Annotated in this window: 10 protein-coding genes and 1 pseudogene; 2 read left to right on the forward strand and 9 right to left on the reverse strand. The window is 53.2% G+C overall.

What is annotated here, in order from left to right; genetic code table 11:
* Nucleotides 1-28: 28 nt before the first annotated feature.
* From M0746_RS05510 to M0746_RS05550, 9 genes are all read right to left on the reverse strand, one after another.
* Nucleotides 29-490 (reverse strand): hypothetical protein, encoded by a 462-nt coding sequence (locus M0746_RS05510; RefSeq protein ID WP_258448439.1) that lies wholly within the window; start codon nucleotides 488-490, stop codon nucleotides 29-31.
* A 265-nt stretch (nucleotides 491-755) separates the two neighbouring features.
* Nucleotides 756-1,715, reverse strand: a complete 960-nt coding sequence (locus tag M0746_RS05515) for an acyltransferase family protein (protein ID WP_258448440.1) — start codon at nucleotides 1,713-1,715, stop codon at nucleotides 756-758.
* A 284-nt stretch (nucleotides 1,716-1,999) separates the two neighbouring features.
* Nucleotides 2,000-2,938, reverse strand: coding sequence for an NAD-dependent epimerase/dehydratase family protein (locus M0746_RS05520; protein WP_258448441.1), 939 nt, complete (start codon nucleotides 2,936-2,938; stop codon nucleotides 2,000-2,002).
* 12 nt (nucleotides 2,939-2,950) lie between these two features.
* Nucleotides 2,951-4,363: a glycosyltransferase gene (locus M0746_RS05525; protein ID WP_258448442.1), complete on the reverse strand. Its 1,413-nt coding sequence runs from the start codon at nucleotides 4,361-4,363 to the stop codon at nucleotides 2,951-2,953.
* Nucleotides 4,364-4,533: 170 nt separating this feature from the next.
* A complete protein-coding gene (locus tag M0746_RS05530) occupies nucleotides 4,534-5,907 on the reverse strand; it encodes a glycosyltransferase family 4 protein (protein WP_258448443.1) in 1,374 nt (457 codons plus the stop codon).
* Nucleotides 5,876-9,469, reverse strand: a complete 3,594-nt coding sequence (locus M0746_RS05535; RefSeq protein ID WP_258448444.1) for a glycosyltransferase — start codon at nucleotides 9,467-9,469, stop codon at nucleotides 5,876-5,878. Before M0746_RS05535 ends, M0746_RS05530 begins: the two co-directional genes overlap by 32 nt.
* A 4-nt stretch (nucleotides 9,470-9,473) precedes the next feature.
* Entirely contained in the window at nucleotides 9,474-10,814 is a 1,341-nt protein-coding gene (locus M0746_RS05540; protein WP_258448445.1) for an ABC transporter ATP-binding protein, read from the reverse strand.
* On the reverse strand, nucleotides 10,804-11,637 hold the full coding sequence (locus M0746_RS05545) for an ABC transporter permease (protein ID WP_446731289.1): 834 nt from the start codon (nucleotides 11,635-11,637) through the stop codon (nucleotides 10,804-10,806). Before M0746_RS05545 ends, M0746_RS05540 begins: the two co-directional genes overlap by 11 nt.
* A 176-nt stretch (nucleotides 11,638-11,813) precedes the next feature.
* The gene (locus M0746_RS05550) at nucleotides 11,814-12,824 is read right to left on the reverse strand and encodes a glycosyltransferase family 2 protein (RefSeq protein ID WP_446731290.1); all 1,011 of its coding nucleotides are present in this window, start codon (nucleotides 12,822-12,824) and stop codon (nucleotides 11,814-11,816) included.
* Between the two features lie 432 nt (nucleotides 12,825-13,256).
* Here M0746_RS05550 and M0746_RS05555 point away from each other — a divergent pair.
* Both M0746_RS05555 and M0746_RS05560 read left to right on the forward strand, forming a co-directional pair.
* Nucleotides 13,257-14,227 (forward strand): annotated as a pseudogene (locus tag M0746_RS05555) (UDP-glucose 4-epimerase family protein).
* Complete coding sequence (locus M0746_RS05560; RefSeq protein ID WP_258448447.1) at nucleotides 14,224-15,252, forward strand: MraY family glycosyltransferase; 1,029 nt, start codon at nucleotides 14,224-14,226, stop codon at nucleotides 15,250-15,252. The pseudogene M0746_RS05555 and the gene M0746_RS05560 overlap by 4 nt, the downstream one beginning before the upstream one ends.
* Nucleotides 15,253-15,276 lie beyond the last annotated feature (24 nt).

Here is a 15,276-nt window from a genome sequence, read left to right on the forward strand (position 1 = left end):
CGGATGGGCAGCACGCCATCGCGTTGTTCTAGCGAGTTGGGAAAATGGCGCGATGGTCATCCCAGTCCGCCCTGCCTTCCTGAATCTGAATCAATTGGCCGGGAATCGCATAGGCGGCAATGCCCAGCGTCTCGGATTGTTCAAGTGCTTTATCAGGGATAGGGAATCTGCATTCGAGAACTTTGTCCCCCTGGCAATATTTTGCCAGGGGGAAATCACCCGCGTTGATGAGTATTTTTTGATTCGAGTCATTTAGGTGAATGGCGAAAATCAGGCCAGCCTGCGCTCCGGGGACGAGCTTGAAAAATACAACCTTATGCTTGTCCTCTGTGTCAGTGGGTTGATAGCTAAGATCGGAAATCGTCGTGCCGTCGATGAAGATCACTTTGCCATCGACCGATTTTGACTTTTCAATGCTTGCCATGGAGTAAACCATGCTGGTGGTGATGGCAATTATTGCTATGGCGGGGAGCAACCAATACTTTTTCATGTTCAGAACCTGTTCAAGTGGAAGGCTGCGACAGTGGCAATCAGCACCAGTACGCAACTGATCGCAACTGGACCATAACTGGATCTGAGGTTGTCCTTCACGGAGGCGTGACGGCGATCCCAGGCATTCATGATCAGATGCCTGCAAGGGTCTTCAATGCCTTTATAGAGGAGTGCCGATGACGTAAGCGCAACTATCCAGAATATTGCGTACCCAGTCAGCCCGTACGGCTTGATCGCTGCGGTGTATGGCTCAATGAATGTGATCAGAATCGCGTGAACGAGGTAAAGGGAGAAGCTGATTTCCCCAGAAACACCAGTGGTCTGGTCGAGAGCAGTGCCCCGATCGGCCCTTTGCTCAGTGCAAAGACGAGGATCAACGTTCCCCAAATGAGCCAGATACCCTCCCGCTGGAAGTAGTAACCGGCGGCGGTTCCAAATGTATCGGCGATACGTGCAGGGTTGCCAGCCAGCAACATGCCTGCGACGACCAAGCCAAGTGCCATCAACTCTAAATACAGCCAGCCCAATTGACTGGCTTTGAACTCATGAATCGCTGGCGTCATGAAAACCTTGGCCAGGAAAATACCAAACATGAATTCAAATACCCTGACCATCGGGTTGAAATAGAGGGTTCCGAGCAAACTGACGCCGTTGTAATTGTCGGTAGACTTCAACTCCAAGGCGTTACCGGCCCAGATAAATGCCACGACAACCAGGGTTGCAGCAAAAAACAGCTTCGCCCAGTGTTTGCTCCACAGCCCGATGAGGAGCGGAAACAGAAGGTAGAAGAACATTTCGTTGGAAATGCTCCATGCCACGCCATTGAATGACAGGGCCCATAGTTTCAGTGGAATCCATGATTGGACCAGTGTCAGGTTTGAAATCAGGCGCAGCATGCCTGTCTCGCCACCAAAGTAGGTGTACCGGTCAAAGTGGAAAATCAGGCCTATCCAAATGATGCATGTCACTAAATGGAGCGGCCAGACCCGGGCAAATCGGGCAACCAGAAACCTCTTGATCGACCCGTCCTTTGAAAAGTCTTTGTAGTTGTACGCCAGAATGAACCCGCTAAGCACAAAGAAAAATGAAACGCCCTGACCCAGAGGAGCAGCCTCGGCAATCCCGAATGACCCGAATATCGGGTGCGCATGGGTAAGCACGATCATCGCTGCAGCGAAAAATCGCAGGGACGTCAGCGCGTCCAATTTGTGCTTAACGTTCACAAGTCCTACCAGGATAAAAAAAGGGGGCGTATGGTATCGCTATGTCATGGTGTTTTAAAGATCGCAGGGCGAGGGTGCTGATTCAGAAATCACTGGGATTGGCGGTCGCGGGGGAGCGGCCGAGCAAGTGGATGAGTTCATCACGCGTTGCCGCCGTTCTGAATAGTAGTGCAGAGCGAGCCCATGACGTCGACCTCGCCAGTGGCCCGTATCGGTTTGGACTGGGAAAGGACAAGCCCGATGAGCTTGTCGCTCCCCATGATATGGAAGGCGGATTTACCCGGTTACTTTGTTGAGCACTTGCTTTCGATATACCAGGCAATCGTGCGCTTCAGGCCTTCCTGAAGGCTAAACTCTGCTTTCCAGCCCAGTTCCCGTTCAGCAAGAGAGCATTCAAGCACATTGACGGGGACGTCAAATGGTCTCGCTGGAAGAAAGTTTCTCGCGACAGGCGTGTCGGTAATTTTTTCGATAAGTTCTATTAGAGTACTGAGTGCAGTACCCTCGCCAGAACCAATGTTGAAAACAGTTTTTGGCCCTGAATACTTCAGTGCTTTTGAAAATGCATTCGCGATATCTTTTATGTATATATAGTCGCGAGTCACCGAACCGTCGCCCCAGATATCGATTGATTGGCCGGCGGTTGCGCGGCTGACGAAAGCGGCTATAGCGCCTTGAGCTGTTTCGATTCTTTGTCTTTCACCGTACGGGTTGGCGACGCGCAGAATGACCGGCTTTATCTTATGAAGCTTGCTGTACAGATAGAGATATTTCTCAATGGTCAGCTTGCTTATTCCGTATGAGACTTCAGGGTCTGTCGGGTGCTCTTCAGTCAAGGGGCACTGTACAGGTTTGCCGTATACGGTTCCGCCTGATGAAATAAAAACAATTTGCTGAACGTTCTGTTCAACCATAACGTCAAGCATGTTTAAGGTGGCGATGACATTGGTCTGAATGTCATAAATGGGATCATCGTTGGAAGATTTTGGCAGGGTGGTGGAAACGAGATGGAGCACGCCGTCGACGCCAGTGATCGCTTCTTCAAGGTCGTGTTTGCTCTGCAAGTCTCCCGAGATCCATTCAACGCTTTCGTGGGGTTCGAACGCTCTGTAGGGCGGCACGCGAGGGCGTTCGAAAATTCGAAGACTGTGCCCTTCTTCCAGCAGTTTGTCCGCGATCGCAGAACCGATAAACCCACCACCGCCAAAAATTACGTATTTCATGATTTATTCCAATTATTCATGTGGATTGATGAGATCGGCATAAACGCCTGAAAGTACATTCACATAGGCATCTAGCGATTCACCTGCCATCCTTCCCTGGCTCTGATTGTGGGCCGGGTCATTTACCATTGCAAGACGAGACTCTATTCGTTGTGCCAGTTGTCGGGGGTTACCGGGTTCAAATACAGCTACGTTATCGTCCTTGCCCAGGTACTCCGTTATACCCGTTACATCACTGGCAATGACCGGTGTGCCGCAAGCCAATGCGTTCAATAATACCAGCGGTGCGTTTTCTCTCCATGTCGAGGGTATGACCAGAGCGTCCAGAGAACTCAAGATGTTGCCAATATTTTCATGGGGGAAAGTGCCCATGAATCGGACGCGCTTATCCTCCTGGATAATGGATTCGAGCTTGTTAAAGTATTCCGGGTATTGCTGTTTGTCACCGTAGACTAGAAAGCGGGCATTGGCGTGCGGCAATGATTTGATTGCCTGCATGAAGATGTGGCAGCCCTTATGTTCCGTGAGCGTACCGATGAAGCCAAAGGTTGCAGTTGTTTTCGTCGGTGTAGCAAGGTCCGGTTCTTTAGGGTGAATCAGTGGTGGTTGAATACCGTACCTCAGGCGCTGGATTCTGCTTTGTGGAAGTCCCGTCTGGAGCAATAAGTTCTCTATAAATAATGTCGGCGGCAATATTCTGTCGACTTTTAATAGCGCTTCTGTAATAACTTTTTTTCTGTTGCTCAAATCAACCAAGGGGGAAACAAGTAGTTTCAGTCGAGTGTTGATAAGGGTTGAGGCGGTCAGAGCAACAGATGAAAACATTAATTGAGGTGTCAATGCCAGCAGGGTGCGAGTTGCTCCCTTCTTGTTGTTGATGGCAACATGTTTTAAGCAGTTTCCGGCCAGCAAGTTCGGGCCTGTGCATTCAGCCTTTCCCCATGGCTTTACTAGTTGGCAGGATCGACAGCTTATCCAGTAATCGGTCGGTGTATAGACCGTCGGTATTTTCTCGTCAAAACAAGCGTTCAGTGCTGCGATCGTCAGGTTCTTCAGATGGAAAAAATGCACCAGATCCGGATTGAGTTGTTCAAGAAGGGCTCTGAATGGCTGGTAGATGGAAGCATTGTGGTACTCGTCGATCATTCGGGTGCGGGAGAACTTTCCCGGTGCATAGGGAATGTTGAATTGATGCACCGTAAAGTCTTTGTATACGTATGTTGAACGCTCTAGCGACTCGATATCGTCTAGTTTTGCCGTGACGATTTCGACTTGATGGCCCTGTGCTCTTAGCGCTTCAGCGGTCGATAGAGTCAGGACTTCTGTTCCCGCAGAAAAAAACGGAAAAAACTGGTGAACGCATAAGAGGATGCGCTTGCCGATGGCCAATGGCTTATCAGATTGCATGGTGATGAATTGTTTCATGCATTTTGATGGTTCCGATTGTGCAGACCGATTTACAGACTTCCATTCGACGGGCGTTGAGCGCTCGAGTCGTTCAGCAACTGTCAGTCGGGGAGAGGGTGGACTCTAAAACAGTATTGGGGATAAATCCGGTAGTGGCCGTCCCTGACCACGCCGTTCGTAGACAATCCTCAGGCTGATTCAGTTGCCTTTGAGTACATGGCAAATGTCTCTCGGGCCATGATTTCCGGCGTCCTCTCGTAGTTCGTGGTTTTCGCGAGATCGTAAAGGGCTTGCGGGTTGGCAACCCAGGCCGATAGCTTGCGATAAAGATCTTCGGCGCTGCCGCGATCGAATATCTCTCCGTTGACGCCGGCCTCTACAAACTCGGTCATTCCGCGTACATCCGATACCAGGGCAGGGGTGTGGGTGGCCAGCGCGTTCAACAGCACCAGTGGGCTGTTTTCATACCAGCGCGACGGAATCACCAAGGTGTCCATGTCGCGCAGGATATTGACCATATCCTTGCTCTCGAAAACGCCACGGAATTCGATTTGCGTGCCAGCGCTTTTGGCTTTGAGCTCTTCCATGTACGCCGGGTCCTGGTCGGTCGGACCATAGATCAACAGTCGTGCACTGCCTTTTGGCAGGCGATTGAAGGCATCAATCAGCAGATCTGTACCTTTGTGCGGTGCTATTTGGCCGATGAAACCGATCACTGGAATGTGTTCGGCGTCTCGCTGCGGCTTCGGCGTGCGGTCGACGTCGATGCCGAACCACAAGGTTTTCATGGGTACCTTGATGTCGTTGTTGACATAGGCTTCCCTTAAAAAGGTCGTTGGCGCGACGGCACCTGCGTAGGAGCCGCTGTAAAGAGCCCCAAGAATGTCCGGGCGCTCCGCGATGTAGTCGATCGTTTGATCGAACACACTGTTTTTCACGCCCGGCATTTTGCGTAGAGCGGTTACGGCGCTCGCGATGAGCTTGGCTGACGTGCCGTTGTTTGCGTATTTGATCCAGCCCTCTTTCGATGTGCGTGCAGTCTCTTTCAAGTAGCAGGCCACGCAGTTGCTGCGAGTTCTCGACGGGCCCGCACAAAGTGCGCCATCAGCTGCTTCCAGTTTATTGGTCAGGCAGAAGCCGAAAAAGTCAGTGAAGGTTGCGTAGGTCGGAATGCCCAAGGCTTTGGTAGCTTCGAGCAAGGCACTGGTGTGGTTGATCAAATGGGTGACATGAACGATGTCCGGTTTCAAGTCGGCGAGAATATCGGTCAAGACCGGACGCATCTCCGCCTGGTAGTACGTTTCCTTGATATTGACGTGAGGGATTTTGTTTTTGTCGACCAGGACAACTTCAAAGCCTTCATGCTCATATCGAGTGATCAATTCCGCTGCCGCGGGTTCGCCCTGAAACAAGGCGCTGACGATGACTACATCGTGGCCCCAATTGCGGTAGTTCTTGGCCAGTTCCAGCGTATAGGTTTCTGTTCCGTAGAAATGATCCGGAAAGAAGCAGTGCACAAAAAAACGATCTTCATTGTTTGGTTTCCGCCAGGGTTTCGGCATAGATCTGGTCGTAGTTCTCAATCATCGCCTGGATCGAGAAGTGAGCCTCGGCTCTTTCGCTGTGACGATCGGCAATGTAGGTGCGACGAGCAGTGTCATCCAGTAGATCTACGATGATGTCAGAGAGCTTGTCCGCATCGCCGTAAGGGGCGAGCAGGCTGCTGTCATCGACAATCTCGCCAATTGCACCGATGTCATACCCGACAACCGGGACATGCATGCGCATCGCAAAAGGACTGACCTGGCCGAAGCTTTCTTTCCAGACCGGCGCAACAAACAGCTTCATGCGGCGGTACAAGTCCGGCAGTTGCGAGTAGGCGACATAACCGGTGAACTCAAAGTTGTCTGATACCCCTGCCGAGTTCACCGCTTCCTTGAAGGTCTCCATCAGACTTCCGCCACCGACAATCAATACGCGGGTCTGCGGGCGTTTCTGTACGGCTTTGATGAACGGAGTAATGGAGTCAGCATTAAGCTTGTCCGTTTCCAGTCGGTAAACCATGCCGATCGTGTCGGTAGCAGTCTGATTGGGCGCATCGGCTTTGAACATCGAGAAGTCGGAGCCGGGATAAACCGTTGCATTCGGTGCTTCTGCTTGTCCAAAAACGTTGCGAACGTAATCACTAACGTACACGTAACGCTTGATGGCGGGCGACAAGTAAGGCGCAACCGGTGTGTTGATGTTCTGGATGACAGGAATGCCCAATTGTTGCGCGGCACGCATGGTTTGGTCATACCAGGGTTCGTCACAATCGCCCCAGTAGTGCATGTGAATGACTTCTGGTTGTACTGCTTGCAGGTACTCGACAAAAGGCATCTCGTCTGCAGACAGTTTGATCTCCTTGATGGTGATGCCCGAATACGCCGCAGGTATTGGTGCGTAACTGGTCAGAATGCTTTGATCGAACCGGTCGCCCAGGTATTCATAGATATCCACCACCAGGCGTGAGGAGCCGCCGGTCATGAAGTTGGCGATGACATGCAGCACCCGTGGCCGGACAGCTTTCAGGCTGGCTGGCTGCTTGACGATGTACGTATCTTCATTGATGTCGTCAAGCACATCGGTATTCGATGCAATGGCCGTTGGTTGCTGGCCTCTAAGGCTTTTCTTCAAGGCCGAAACGGTTGGGCTCATCAGGCGACGAACAGGGGCCGGGGTCACCAGGGAGGCGAGCACGTAGGCTACGCGCAAGTATTTCTTCAGGTCGCTGGGTTGCGCTGCAAATGCCTGGCTCAAACGGAACAGTCGACTCCGGCCAATGGTTTGTAACCGTTGCTCGCGATGTGCGACTTCTGCGTTAAGCAGTTGCACGATAGCGTTCTTTTGTTCCAATTGCTGATTCAACGAGGCGATGGTTTGTTCGTTGGTTTGTTTGTCGGCTTCTGCGGCTGTAAGGGCCAGGCCCAAGCTTTGCTCTTTCGCGGAAAGAGCGTTGAGTTGCTGCTCCCAATCGCTCTGGGCGGACCGGCTGGCCACATCCTTGTGCGTGATCAGCTGATTCAGTCGAGCGGTTTCCGCCACGATACCGGGCACTCTCGCCAGTTGAGAGTCGCGATCGCGAAGATGTTGGTGCCACCATTGCGGGGTGCGATCCTCGGTGTTGGAAGCGTATCGCAAGGCATAAGCACACGAGGACGCGAGTTCGACGATGGCGCCCAGTTCGGACATACCAAAGTCGGTCGGTTTCTCGAGCGAGCCCATTGAGGCGCACCAATCGATGGCGAGGGCCTTTTCTGCGCTGGTTACGCCTGTACGCCAATACAACTCAGCCTGTTGATTGTTGCTTTTGCCGGACTCGATCAAACCCAGGTTCAGGTACGACCTGATTTGCTTGGTAATAAGGGTTGGGCTGTATTGGGTGCAGTCATAGGACGCACATTTTTTATACAGGTCAATGGCCCGATCAGTGTCGCCCGCGGCTTGCCAGAGCTGAGCCATAACGAACGATATCGATACTTTCCAGCGCAACTGCTGCGGCGAATGATCCGCCTGATTCATGTAAGCGTCAGCATCCTTTGCAAACACTTCCAGCTGATTCACCGTCAGTGTAGGTGCCTGTAGCATTTGGTAAGCCTGAATGCATAGTGCAGCGCCCAGGTCAGGCGAGGTCGCCGAGGCTTGCGCGGCCACTTCGCGGGACAGTTCGAGCAGTTTCTGACTGTCTTCGATGCGATGACCGATGGTGACCAGGCCTTTCACCAGCCAGGGGTTGGCGTAGTCGTCAAAGCGCGTGACCTTCCATTCCGGGTTTTCCGGATAGAGGTCATAGGTGGTTTCGCGGTAAGGCACGGTTGCGCCCAGTGTCGGCGATTTCATGCCGACCAGAAGGCACCATTCGCAAGACGGATCTTTTTCGATCAATGTCTTGGTGTCTACCTCATACAGCTCGCGAATGCCTACGGCCCACTCGTAAGCGTTGTTGATTTTCGGTTTGTATTGATCCGCTGTCTGGGCGTAAGCCGCTTCGACGATGAAGTCTTTTTCGAGTTCTTTAACGATGCGCTCCCACGTGTAGACGTGAAAGTGGAACTCGTTCGGATCTTCTCCGGTCTCGTCTGACCAGTCGTTTGGAACGGAAAGCACGATTCGGCCGGACGGGCTCAGAACCCGGTAGAACTCTGCCAGCAAACCAACCGGATCCGGTACGTGCTCCAGTGTTTCAAACGACGTAATCAGATCGATCGAGTTATCCGGAATATCATTCAACGCTTCCGGCAGCCAGCCTTCTTTGAAGGTCAGTTGCGAATTGACTGCGGAGAAGTTCTTATCAGCATATTTGATTGCGTAATTGCTGCCATCAACGCCGAGGATCGAGCCGGCGTCCGAGCAGTTGAACAAAGTGTAGGCGCCGTAACCAAGTCCGCAGGCGGCGTCGAGAATGCGGTCGCCATTGCGCACATAGCGACTGGCCAACAGATACCGAATGATATGGCCGTCGGAGCGACTGCCTGGCTCGCGCGTCATGTCCATGTGCAGGTCGCGCTCTTCTTTCAGCGCTTCCAGGGGATAAACGACGGCGGCTTCCTTGGGCAGCTTCTCAAGCGGAATGGCGATTTTGCCCTGTTCGTGTTGCAGGGACTGGTAGTCGTTGACGCGGTAATAGGCAGGGTGCTTGCGTACGCCGTTTTCGAAAAACAGCATTTCCCAGGCCTTGCGGGCTTCTTTCGTGTCGGGTTCGGAACTGGTGTCCAAAAACAGGAAAATGTTGCGCTTCGAGACTCTTGGTCCTTCTACGGCCAAGTGCTTGAGAGAGAGAACGGCGTTGTCGGCATGGGTAATAAATACCGTCGTAAAACTCTCATTTTCGAAGGGCAGGACAGTACCGTCCCATTCGATGAAGCGCCCTGGAAGCTGTGCGTTGCCACTGTCGGTTTCAGTGCCGGGAAAGACGTTATACGCCTGCACACCCGCGAGCAGGAATGCCCGCAATAACTCTGTATCAGGCAGGCCGATATGCAGAACGTTGCCGTTACCGCAGGCGGAAAGTACCTGCGAGACCAATTGTTGGCGTTCCTCTGCCGTCAGCAATGCCGAGCAAATGTTGGTGATGGAAATAGTCATTGGCTCAGCCCTTGATTTCGGTTGCTTTCATGCGGAGGTCGAGGACACCGCCAAAATGGTACTCGCGGGGCTTGGTGGCCACCGTAAAAAATGCCGCTTCGTCTCGCCAGTGCAGAATGCGTTGTTCGGCGTAGTAAGGCTTGCCTTCCTGGGATATGGCAGCCTGAATTTCGTAAAGGTTGGCACCCAGACTGCACTCAAACTGAAAATCGACCGATGATTCGGTGCCGGCAGTGAATGTCTTGTTCCAGAAGGTCTCGCCCGTCGCCAGATTGGCGGCGATGGCCATGTCCTGGTTCAGCGTGCCCCAAGAGTAAATTTTGACGCCTTCCTTGTTGCGCAGACGCAGGCTTACATTCAGGTGCTCAAGATCGACGTTACAGCGGAAGGACACTCGAATGACGGCAGTCTGTGTGGCATAGAAGACCTGGGTTTCCTCACCCTCTGCGTTCAACACGCGCACATCGAGAACTTCGGCATCCTGATTGCCGAAGGAGAACCGGTCTGCAGTTTTCGATTCGCTCTTGGCAGCCGTGTTGTCGTCCTTTTTATGTTGCGCAGCTTTGTCGGAAAGGTTTTTCGTCAACTGTTGCAGATAAAGACTTTCCTGCTCGTGCAGGTTTCTGCGGTAATCGAGGATGACGTCTGCCGAGGACCCGATGCTTTCAATTTTCCCATTCGACAGGAAAATCGCCCGCTGCGTCAGGGTCCGCACCGATTCTTCATCGTGGGAGACGAACAGCAGGGTGGTGCCATTGCTAGTGAGCTTTTCGATTCGTTCGTAGCAACGTTTCTGAAACAGCGCGTCGCCAACGGCCAACGCTTCGTCGACGATCAGGATTTCTGGTTTCAGGTTGGCCTGAACAGAGAACGCGAGCCTTACAAACATACCGCTGGAGTAAGTTTTTACGGGTTGGTCGACGAACTCGCCGATGTCCGCAAACGACAGGATGTCATCCATTAGTTCGTCGGTCTTGCTTCGACTCAGACCGTGAATCGCACAATTGAGGTAAACGTTTTCGCGCCCGCTGAACTCCGGATTGAAACCCGAGCCCAGCTCAAGCAGTGCTGCGATGCGCCCATCCACATTGACTGTGCCTGAAGTCGGCGTCAGCGTGCCGCAGATGATCTGCAAGAGGGTGGATTTGCCCGAGCCGTTCTTGCCGATGATGCCGACGGATTCGCCGCGCGCCACTTCAAAGTTGATGTCTTTGAGCGCCCAGAACTCATGGTGAAGTTTCTTCGACGGCAGGATCATCTGAAGTAAGCGATCGTGTGCTTTCTCGTACATGTTGAAACGCTTGGAGAGGCCATTTACGTGAATGGCAACATCTTTAGAGGACATCAGCGAAGCCTGCGCGAGTTTTTTGAAAGAATGCAAAGCCGAGGCAGCAAATGATGATGCCGACGATATAGCTCGTGCCGAGTGTGTGCAGATCCGGAACCTGACCGAAAAGCATCGTTGCGCGACCGTTTTCGATGATGGCAGTGAGCGGGTTGATATACAGCCAGCTGCGGTATTCTTCAGGCAAGGCGCTGATCGGGTAGAAAACCGGGGAAAGAAACAGCAGCGCCGTAGCTGCCATGCCCGTGACCTGGCCGATATCGCGAATGTACGCGCCGAGTGCGGACAGGATCCAGGAAAGACCGATCACCATCAGGATCAAAGGCAGCAGAACGAAAGGGAAGAGCAGGGCGGTAAGCGGTATCGAATGATTGAACACCAGTTGTGCGGCCAGCAGTACTGACAGGCTGACACACAGATGGAACAAGGCGTTCAGCACTGATGTGGGGGCCAGGGTCTCGATCGGGAAAACGACTTTCTTCACGAAGTTGACGTTACTGGTAATCAATTTCGGTGCCGAGTTAATGCACTCTGCGCAAAACGCATGAATGATCAGGCCGGTAAACAGAATCAATGCAAAGTCGACTTTTGATCCTGTGCCTGCAACGCCTCCCCAGCGCGCATTGAATACGGTCGAGAAAACAAACGTGTAAATGGCTAGCAATAGCAATGGATTGATGAACGACCATGCCACGCCTCCGACGGAGCCGCGATAACGAGAGGAAATCTCCCGCTTAGTCAGTTGCATGATGAGCTGACGGTTTTTGATTGCGCTGATCAGCATTCTCAAAGGCGACGTTGGAAATGAATCATGCATGTTCAAGAAAAAGGCTCCAATGGCGGCCGTTCGGTAAATGAAAAGTGGGGGCGGGCGACGTTAGTCAGTTCGTCTGAAACTGGCGACTGGAAATGTCCGCTTGACGCAGCGCCATGGCTGAACTCTGCGTGTGCGTAGAGACAGTATTCGCCGCTGCGAAACGTTTGATGGGCGGTCATCGTTCAAATGCCTTTCACAAGGGCCGCGAGGAAAAGCCCGATGTTGCCTGGCAATGTCTGGCGGTAAACGCCGGCGCGCAGCAACCCACGGAGACGGCCCGGCAGGTGGCTTTTCCTCGCCAGTCGAAAGCAGTCGAGCTTTTGCTGGTTCTCGACAGTCAGCAGCCGGCGTGCCGAAGTCAGGCAGCGGACGTTCTGTTCATTCCAGTTGGAAAAGCGTCCTTTGAGCATCATGCAAAGCCGTGATAGCCGAGCTTTCAACCCGGAATTGGCCCCTACCAGATTGCCGTCATGTTGACGATACAGGACGAAAGGATGTGCGTCGTAGGCAACCTGGCCGCCTGCACCCGTTACCAGGAGATAGGCCCACCAGTCGTGGGAAATGATATCCAGATGGCCGCCTGCACTGCGCATCAAATCACGTGCCGCCTGGTTGAACACCATCGTGTTGCCGCCCGCCAGGCTTTGTACCAGCGCATTGGCAAACGTTGGCGGCCGGGAGAAAAGCGGTGAACACTCCATGGGTTTTCCTTGAGCGTTCATACCACGGGTTCGACCGCAATAAAGTGCGGGGACGCTTGCAGGAACCGTTTGCAGCCAGTTCAAGGCCGTCTCGAGTTTGCTGTTCAGCCAGATATCGTCCTGATCAGACCAGGCATAAAAATCTGCCTGAATAGCCTCGTTACAGGTCAGGGTTAGAAAATTGGTGGCGAAACCACGTTTAGGGCCATTGAAAACGCGAACGCAGTCTGCTCTGTTCTGGCTTGCGGAAAATCTGGCGATAATGTCCAGGGTCTGATCAGTGGAGCCATCGTCGGAGATCACAACTTCCCAGTTTTCGTGGGTCTGAGCGGCGATGGACGCTAATTGTTCGGACAGAAAACGTTGGCCGTTGAACGTGCACATGAGTACCGCGACACGTCTGGACGATAAGCGGTGGAAGGAGTTTGTCTGCCCGAGTTGATTTGCTTGGTGAGTATCCACTTTGGAATCTGTTGTTGAGGGGCTATGCACCTAGCACTCCGTTGCGAATAAATGACTCGATGGTCAGAAAAGTCCTTGTCGAAGGGCATTACTGCGAAACGCGCCCTTCGACTAATGTTAAATGACCAAAGTCAAAACGCGCATTGTAGCGAAAATACCTTTGCCCTAGTAGTGCTTAGCAGCCCGCGCGCGGGGAGACGGACCGGCGGACTGAGCTCAATCAGGTAAGATGTTCGTGCATCAGTTTTCACTGTAGAGAGCGGCGGCCCGGCTTTAGAGGATGCCCCGCCGTGATGCGCACTGGATTTTTGGATAACCGTGTAACAAATCCGTGCGATTGCGCATTTTGACGTGGCTTTTTGGCCATTACGATGCATCGCCATTTCAAAAATGCGTTTCAGGCGCCAAGGGACAGGGCCGATGTCTTGTTCATAACGATTTTGCTTTTGAAGAATGAGATAGATGAGCGTTAGCACCCTATTAGTAACAGGTGGATCGGGCTTTCTGGGCGGCGCCTTGTTAAGGCAATTGGCCGAACGCGGTGAATACTCCTTGCGCACGGCCGTAAGGCGCGAGAGCGCGGTGTTGCCAGCGTCGGTGCTCAAGTTCAATGTCCCGGACCTGACAGCAACAGCGGATTGGCACGATGCCTTGACCTGTGTCGACGTTGTCGTACACGCCGCTGCGCGTGTCCATGTGATGGACGAGCAGGCGGGTGACCCTTTGGCCGAGTTTCGCCTGATCAATGTAGATGGCACGCTGAATTTGGCAAGGCAAGCCGTAGAGGCGGGTGTGCGACGGTTTATCTACATCAGTTCGGTCAAGGTCAATGGCGAACTCACTGTTCCGGGGCGCGCCTTTACGGCAGACGATCCTCCGGCCCCCATTGATCCCTATGGGATTTCCAAGTGCGAGGCTGAAGAGGCACTGCGTCGACTCTCTTCGTCATCGCCGATGGAGGTCGTCATTGTCAGGCCCGTGCTGGTGTACGGTCCCGGTGTGAAAGCAAACTTTCTCAGCATGATTCGCTGGCTGGAACGTGGAGTGCCATTGCCATTGGGGGCGGTCGACAATAAACGCAGTCTCGTGGGAATTGATAACCTGGTTGATCTGATCGTGACGTGTTGCTCCCATCCGGCAGCAGCCAATCAGACGTTCCTTGCCAGTGATGGAAATGATGTATCCACATCCGAGTTACTGCGCAGAATCGGACAGGCGCTTAACAAACCCGCAAGGTTGATGCCTTTTCCGGTGCCGCTTATGCGTTTGGGCGCGAGACTTGTGGGTAAGCAAGCACTGGCTCAGCGACTCTTCGGCTCCCTGCAGGTTGATATAAGCAAGAATGAACGGCTCTTGGAGTGGGTCCCCCCATGAGTCTTGATCAAGGACTGAGCGCTACCGTGCAGGCTTATCTGGAATCTCACAAGTCATGAACTTTTACTGGATTGTTCCGCTGTTGACGGTTGTTTCATTTGCCCTCACTGCCGGTTTGCGACGCTATGCGCTGGCGCGCAGTCTGCTGGATGTTCCAAACGGTCGCAGTTCTCACTCCGTGCCGACTCCGCGTGGCGGAGGCGTGGCAATCGTCCTGAGTTATAGCGTTGCTCTGATGGCGCTGTTCGGTTGGGAGCTGATTTCTCCTGCTGTGTTGATCGCTTTCCTCGGAGCGGGCGGCATTACGGCTGTGATCGGCTTTCTCGATGATCATGGGCATATTGCAGCGCGGTGGCGGTTGCTTGCGCATTTCTTCGCAGCAGCGTGGGGGGCTTATTGGCTGGGCGGGCTGGCGCCGTTTACTTTGCTTGGGTTTGCCATCGACGCAGGTTGGATCGGGCACCTTCTGGCTGTGGTTTACCTGGTGTGGATGCTTAATCTCTACAATTTCATGGACGGTATCGACGGTATTGCCAGCCTTGAAGCGATCACCGTGTGCGTCGGCGGGGCACTTCTATACGGGGTTAGTGGCAATCTGTACCTTGCATGGCCCGTTGTGCTTCTGGCTACATGTGTCGTGGGATTCTTGTGTTGGAATTTTCCGCCGGCAAAAATTTTCATGGGCGATGCAGGCAGTGGTTTTCTCGGCGTCGTGCTGGGGCTTCTGTCCCTGCAAGCGGCCTGGGTCTCACCCGGCTTGTTGTGGGGGTGGCTGATTCTGCTGGGCGTGTTCATTGTTGATGCCACGTTCACGCTGTTCAGGCGCCTATTTCGCGGCGACAAGGTCTACGAAGCGCATCGCAGCCATGCCTATCAGTTTGCATCCCGTTCGCACGGTCGCCATCTGCCTGTCACGCTTGCCGTCGGCCTGATCAACCTGCTTTGGCTACTGCCAATTGCGATCGGAGCGGTCCTCTACAACTGGGACGGCACGCTGGCTCTGGTCGTGGCTTATGCGCCGCTGGTAGCCCTGGCAATCAAGTACAAGGCGGGACAGTTGGAAGGTCGAACCTCCCATGCTTGAAAAACGGTGTTACTGTTTAATGTG

The sequence above is a fragment of the Pseudomonas sp. S11P7 genome (genome assembly GCF_023195435.1).
Taxonomy (GTDB): Bacteria; Pseudomonadota; Gammaproteobacteria; order Pseudomonadales; family Pseudomonadaceae; genus Aquipseudomonas; species Aquipseudomonas fluorescens_G.

Excerpts from the sequence above, each read along its gene's own strand:
- M0746_RS05525 (WP_258448442.1), bottom strand. The coding sequence starts at position 4,363 with ATGAAACAATTCATCACCATGCAATCTGATAAGCCATTGGCCATCGGC.
- M0746_RS05520 (WP_258448441.1), bottom strand. The coding sequence starts at position 2,938 with ATGAAATACGTAATTTTTGGCGGTGGTGGGTTTATCGGTTCTGCGATC.
- M0746_RS05540 (WP_258448445.1), bottom strand. The coding sequence starts at position 10,814 with ATGTCCTCTAAAGATGTTGCCATTCACGTAAATGGCCTCTCCAAGCGT.
- M0746_RS05560 (WP_258448447.1), top strand. The coding sequence starts at position 14,224 with ATGAACTTTTACTGGATTGTTCCGCTGTTGACGGTTGTTTCATTTGCC.
- M0746_RS05510 (WP_258448439.1), bottom strand. The coding sequence starts at position 490 with ATGAAAAAGTATTGGTTGCTCCCCGCCATAGCAATAATTGCCATCACC.
- M0746_RS05535 (WP_258448444.1), bottom strand. The coding sequence starts at position 9,469 with ATGACTATTTCCATCACCAACATTTGCTCGGCATTGCTGACGGCAGAG.
- M0746_RS05530 (WP_258448443.1), bottom strand. The coding sequence starts at position 5,907 with ATGCCGAAACCCTGGCGGAAACCAAACAATGAAGATCGTTTTTTTGTG.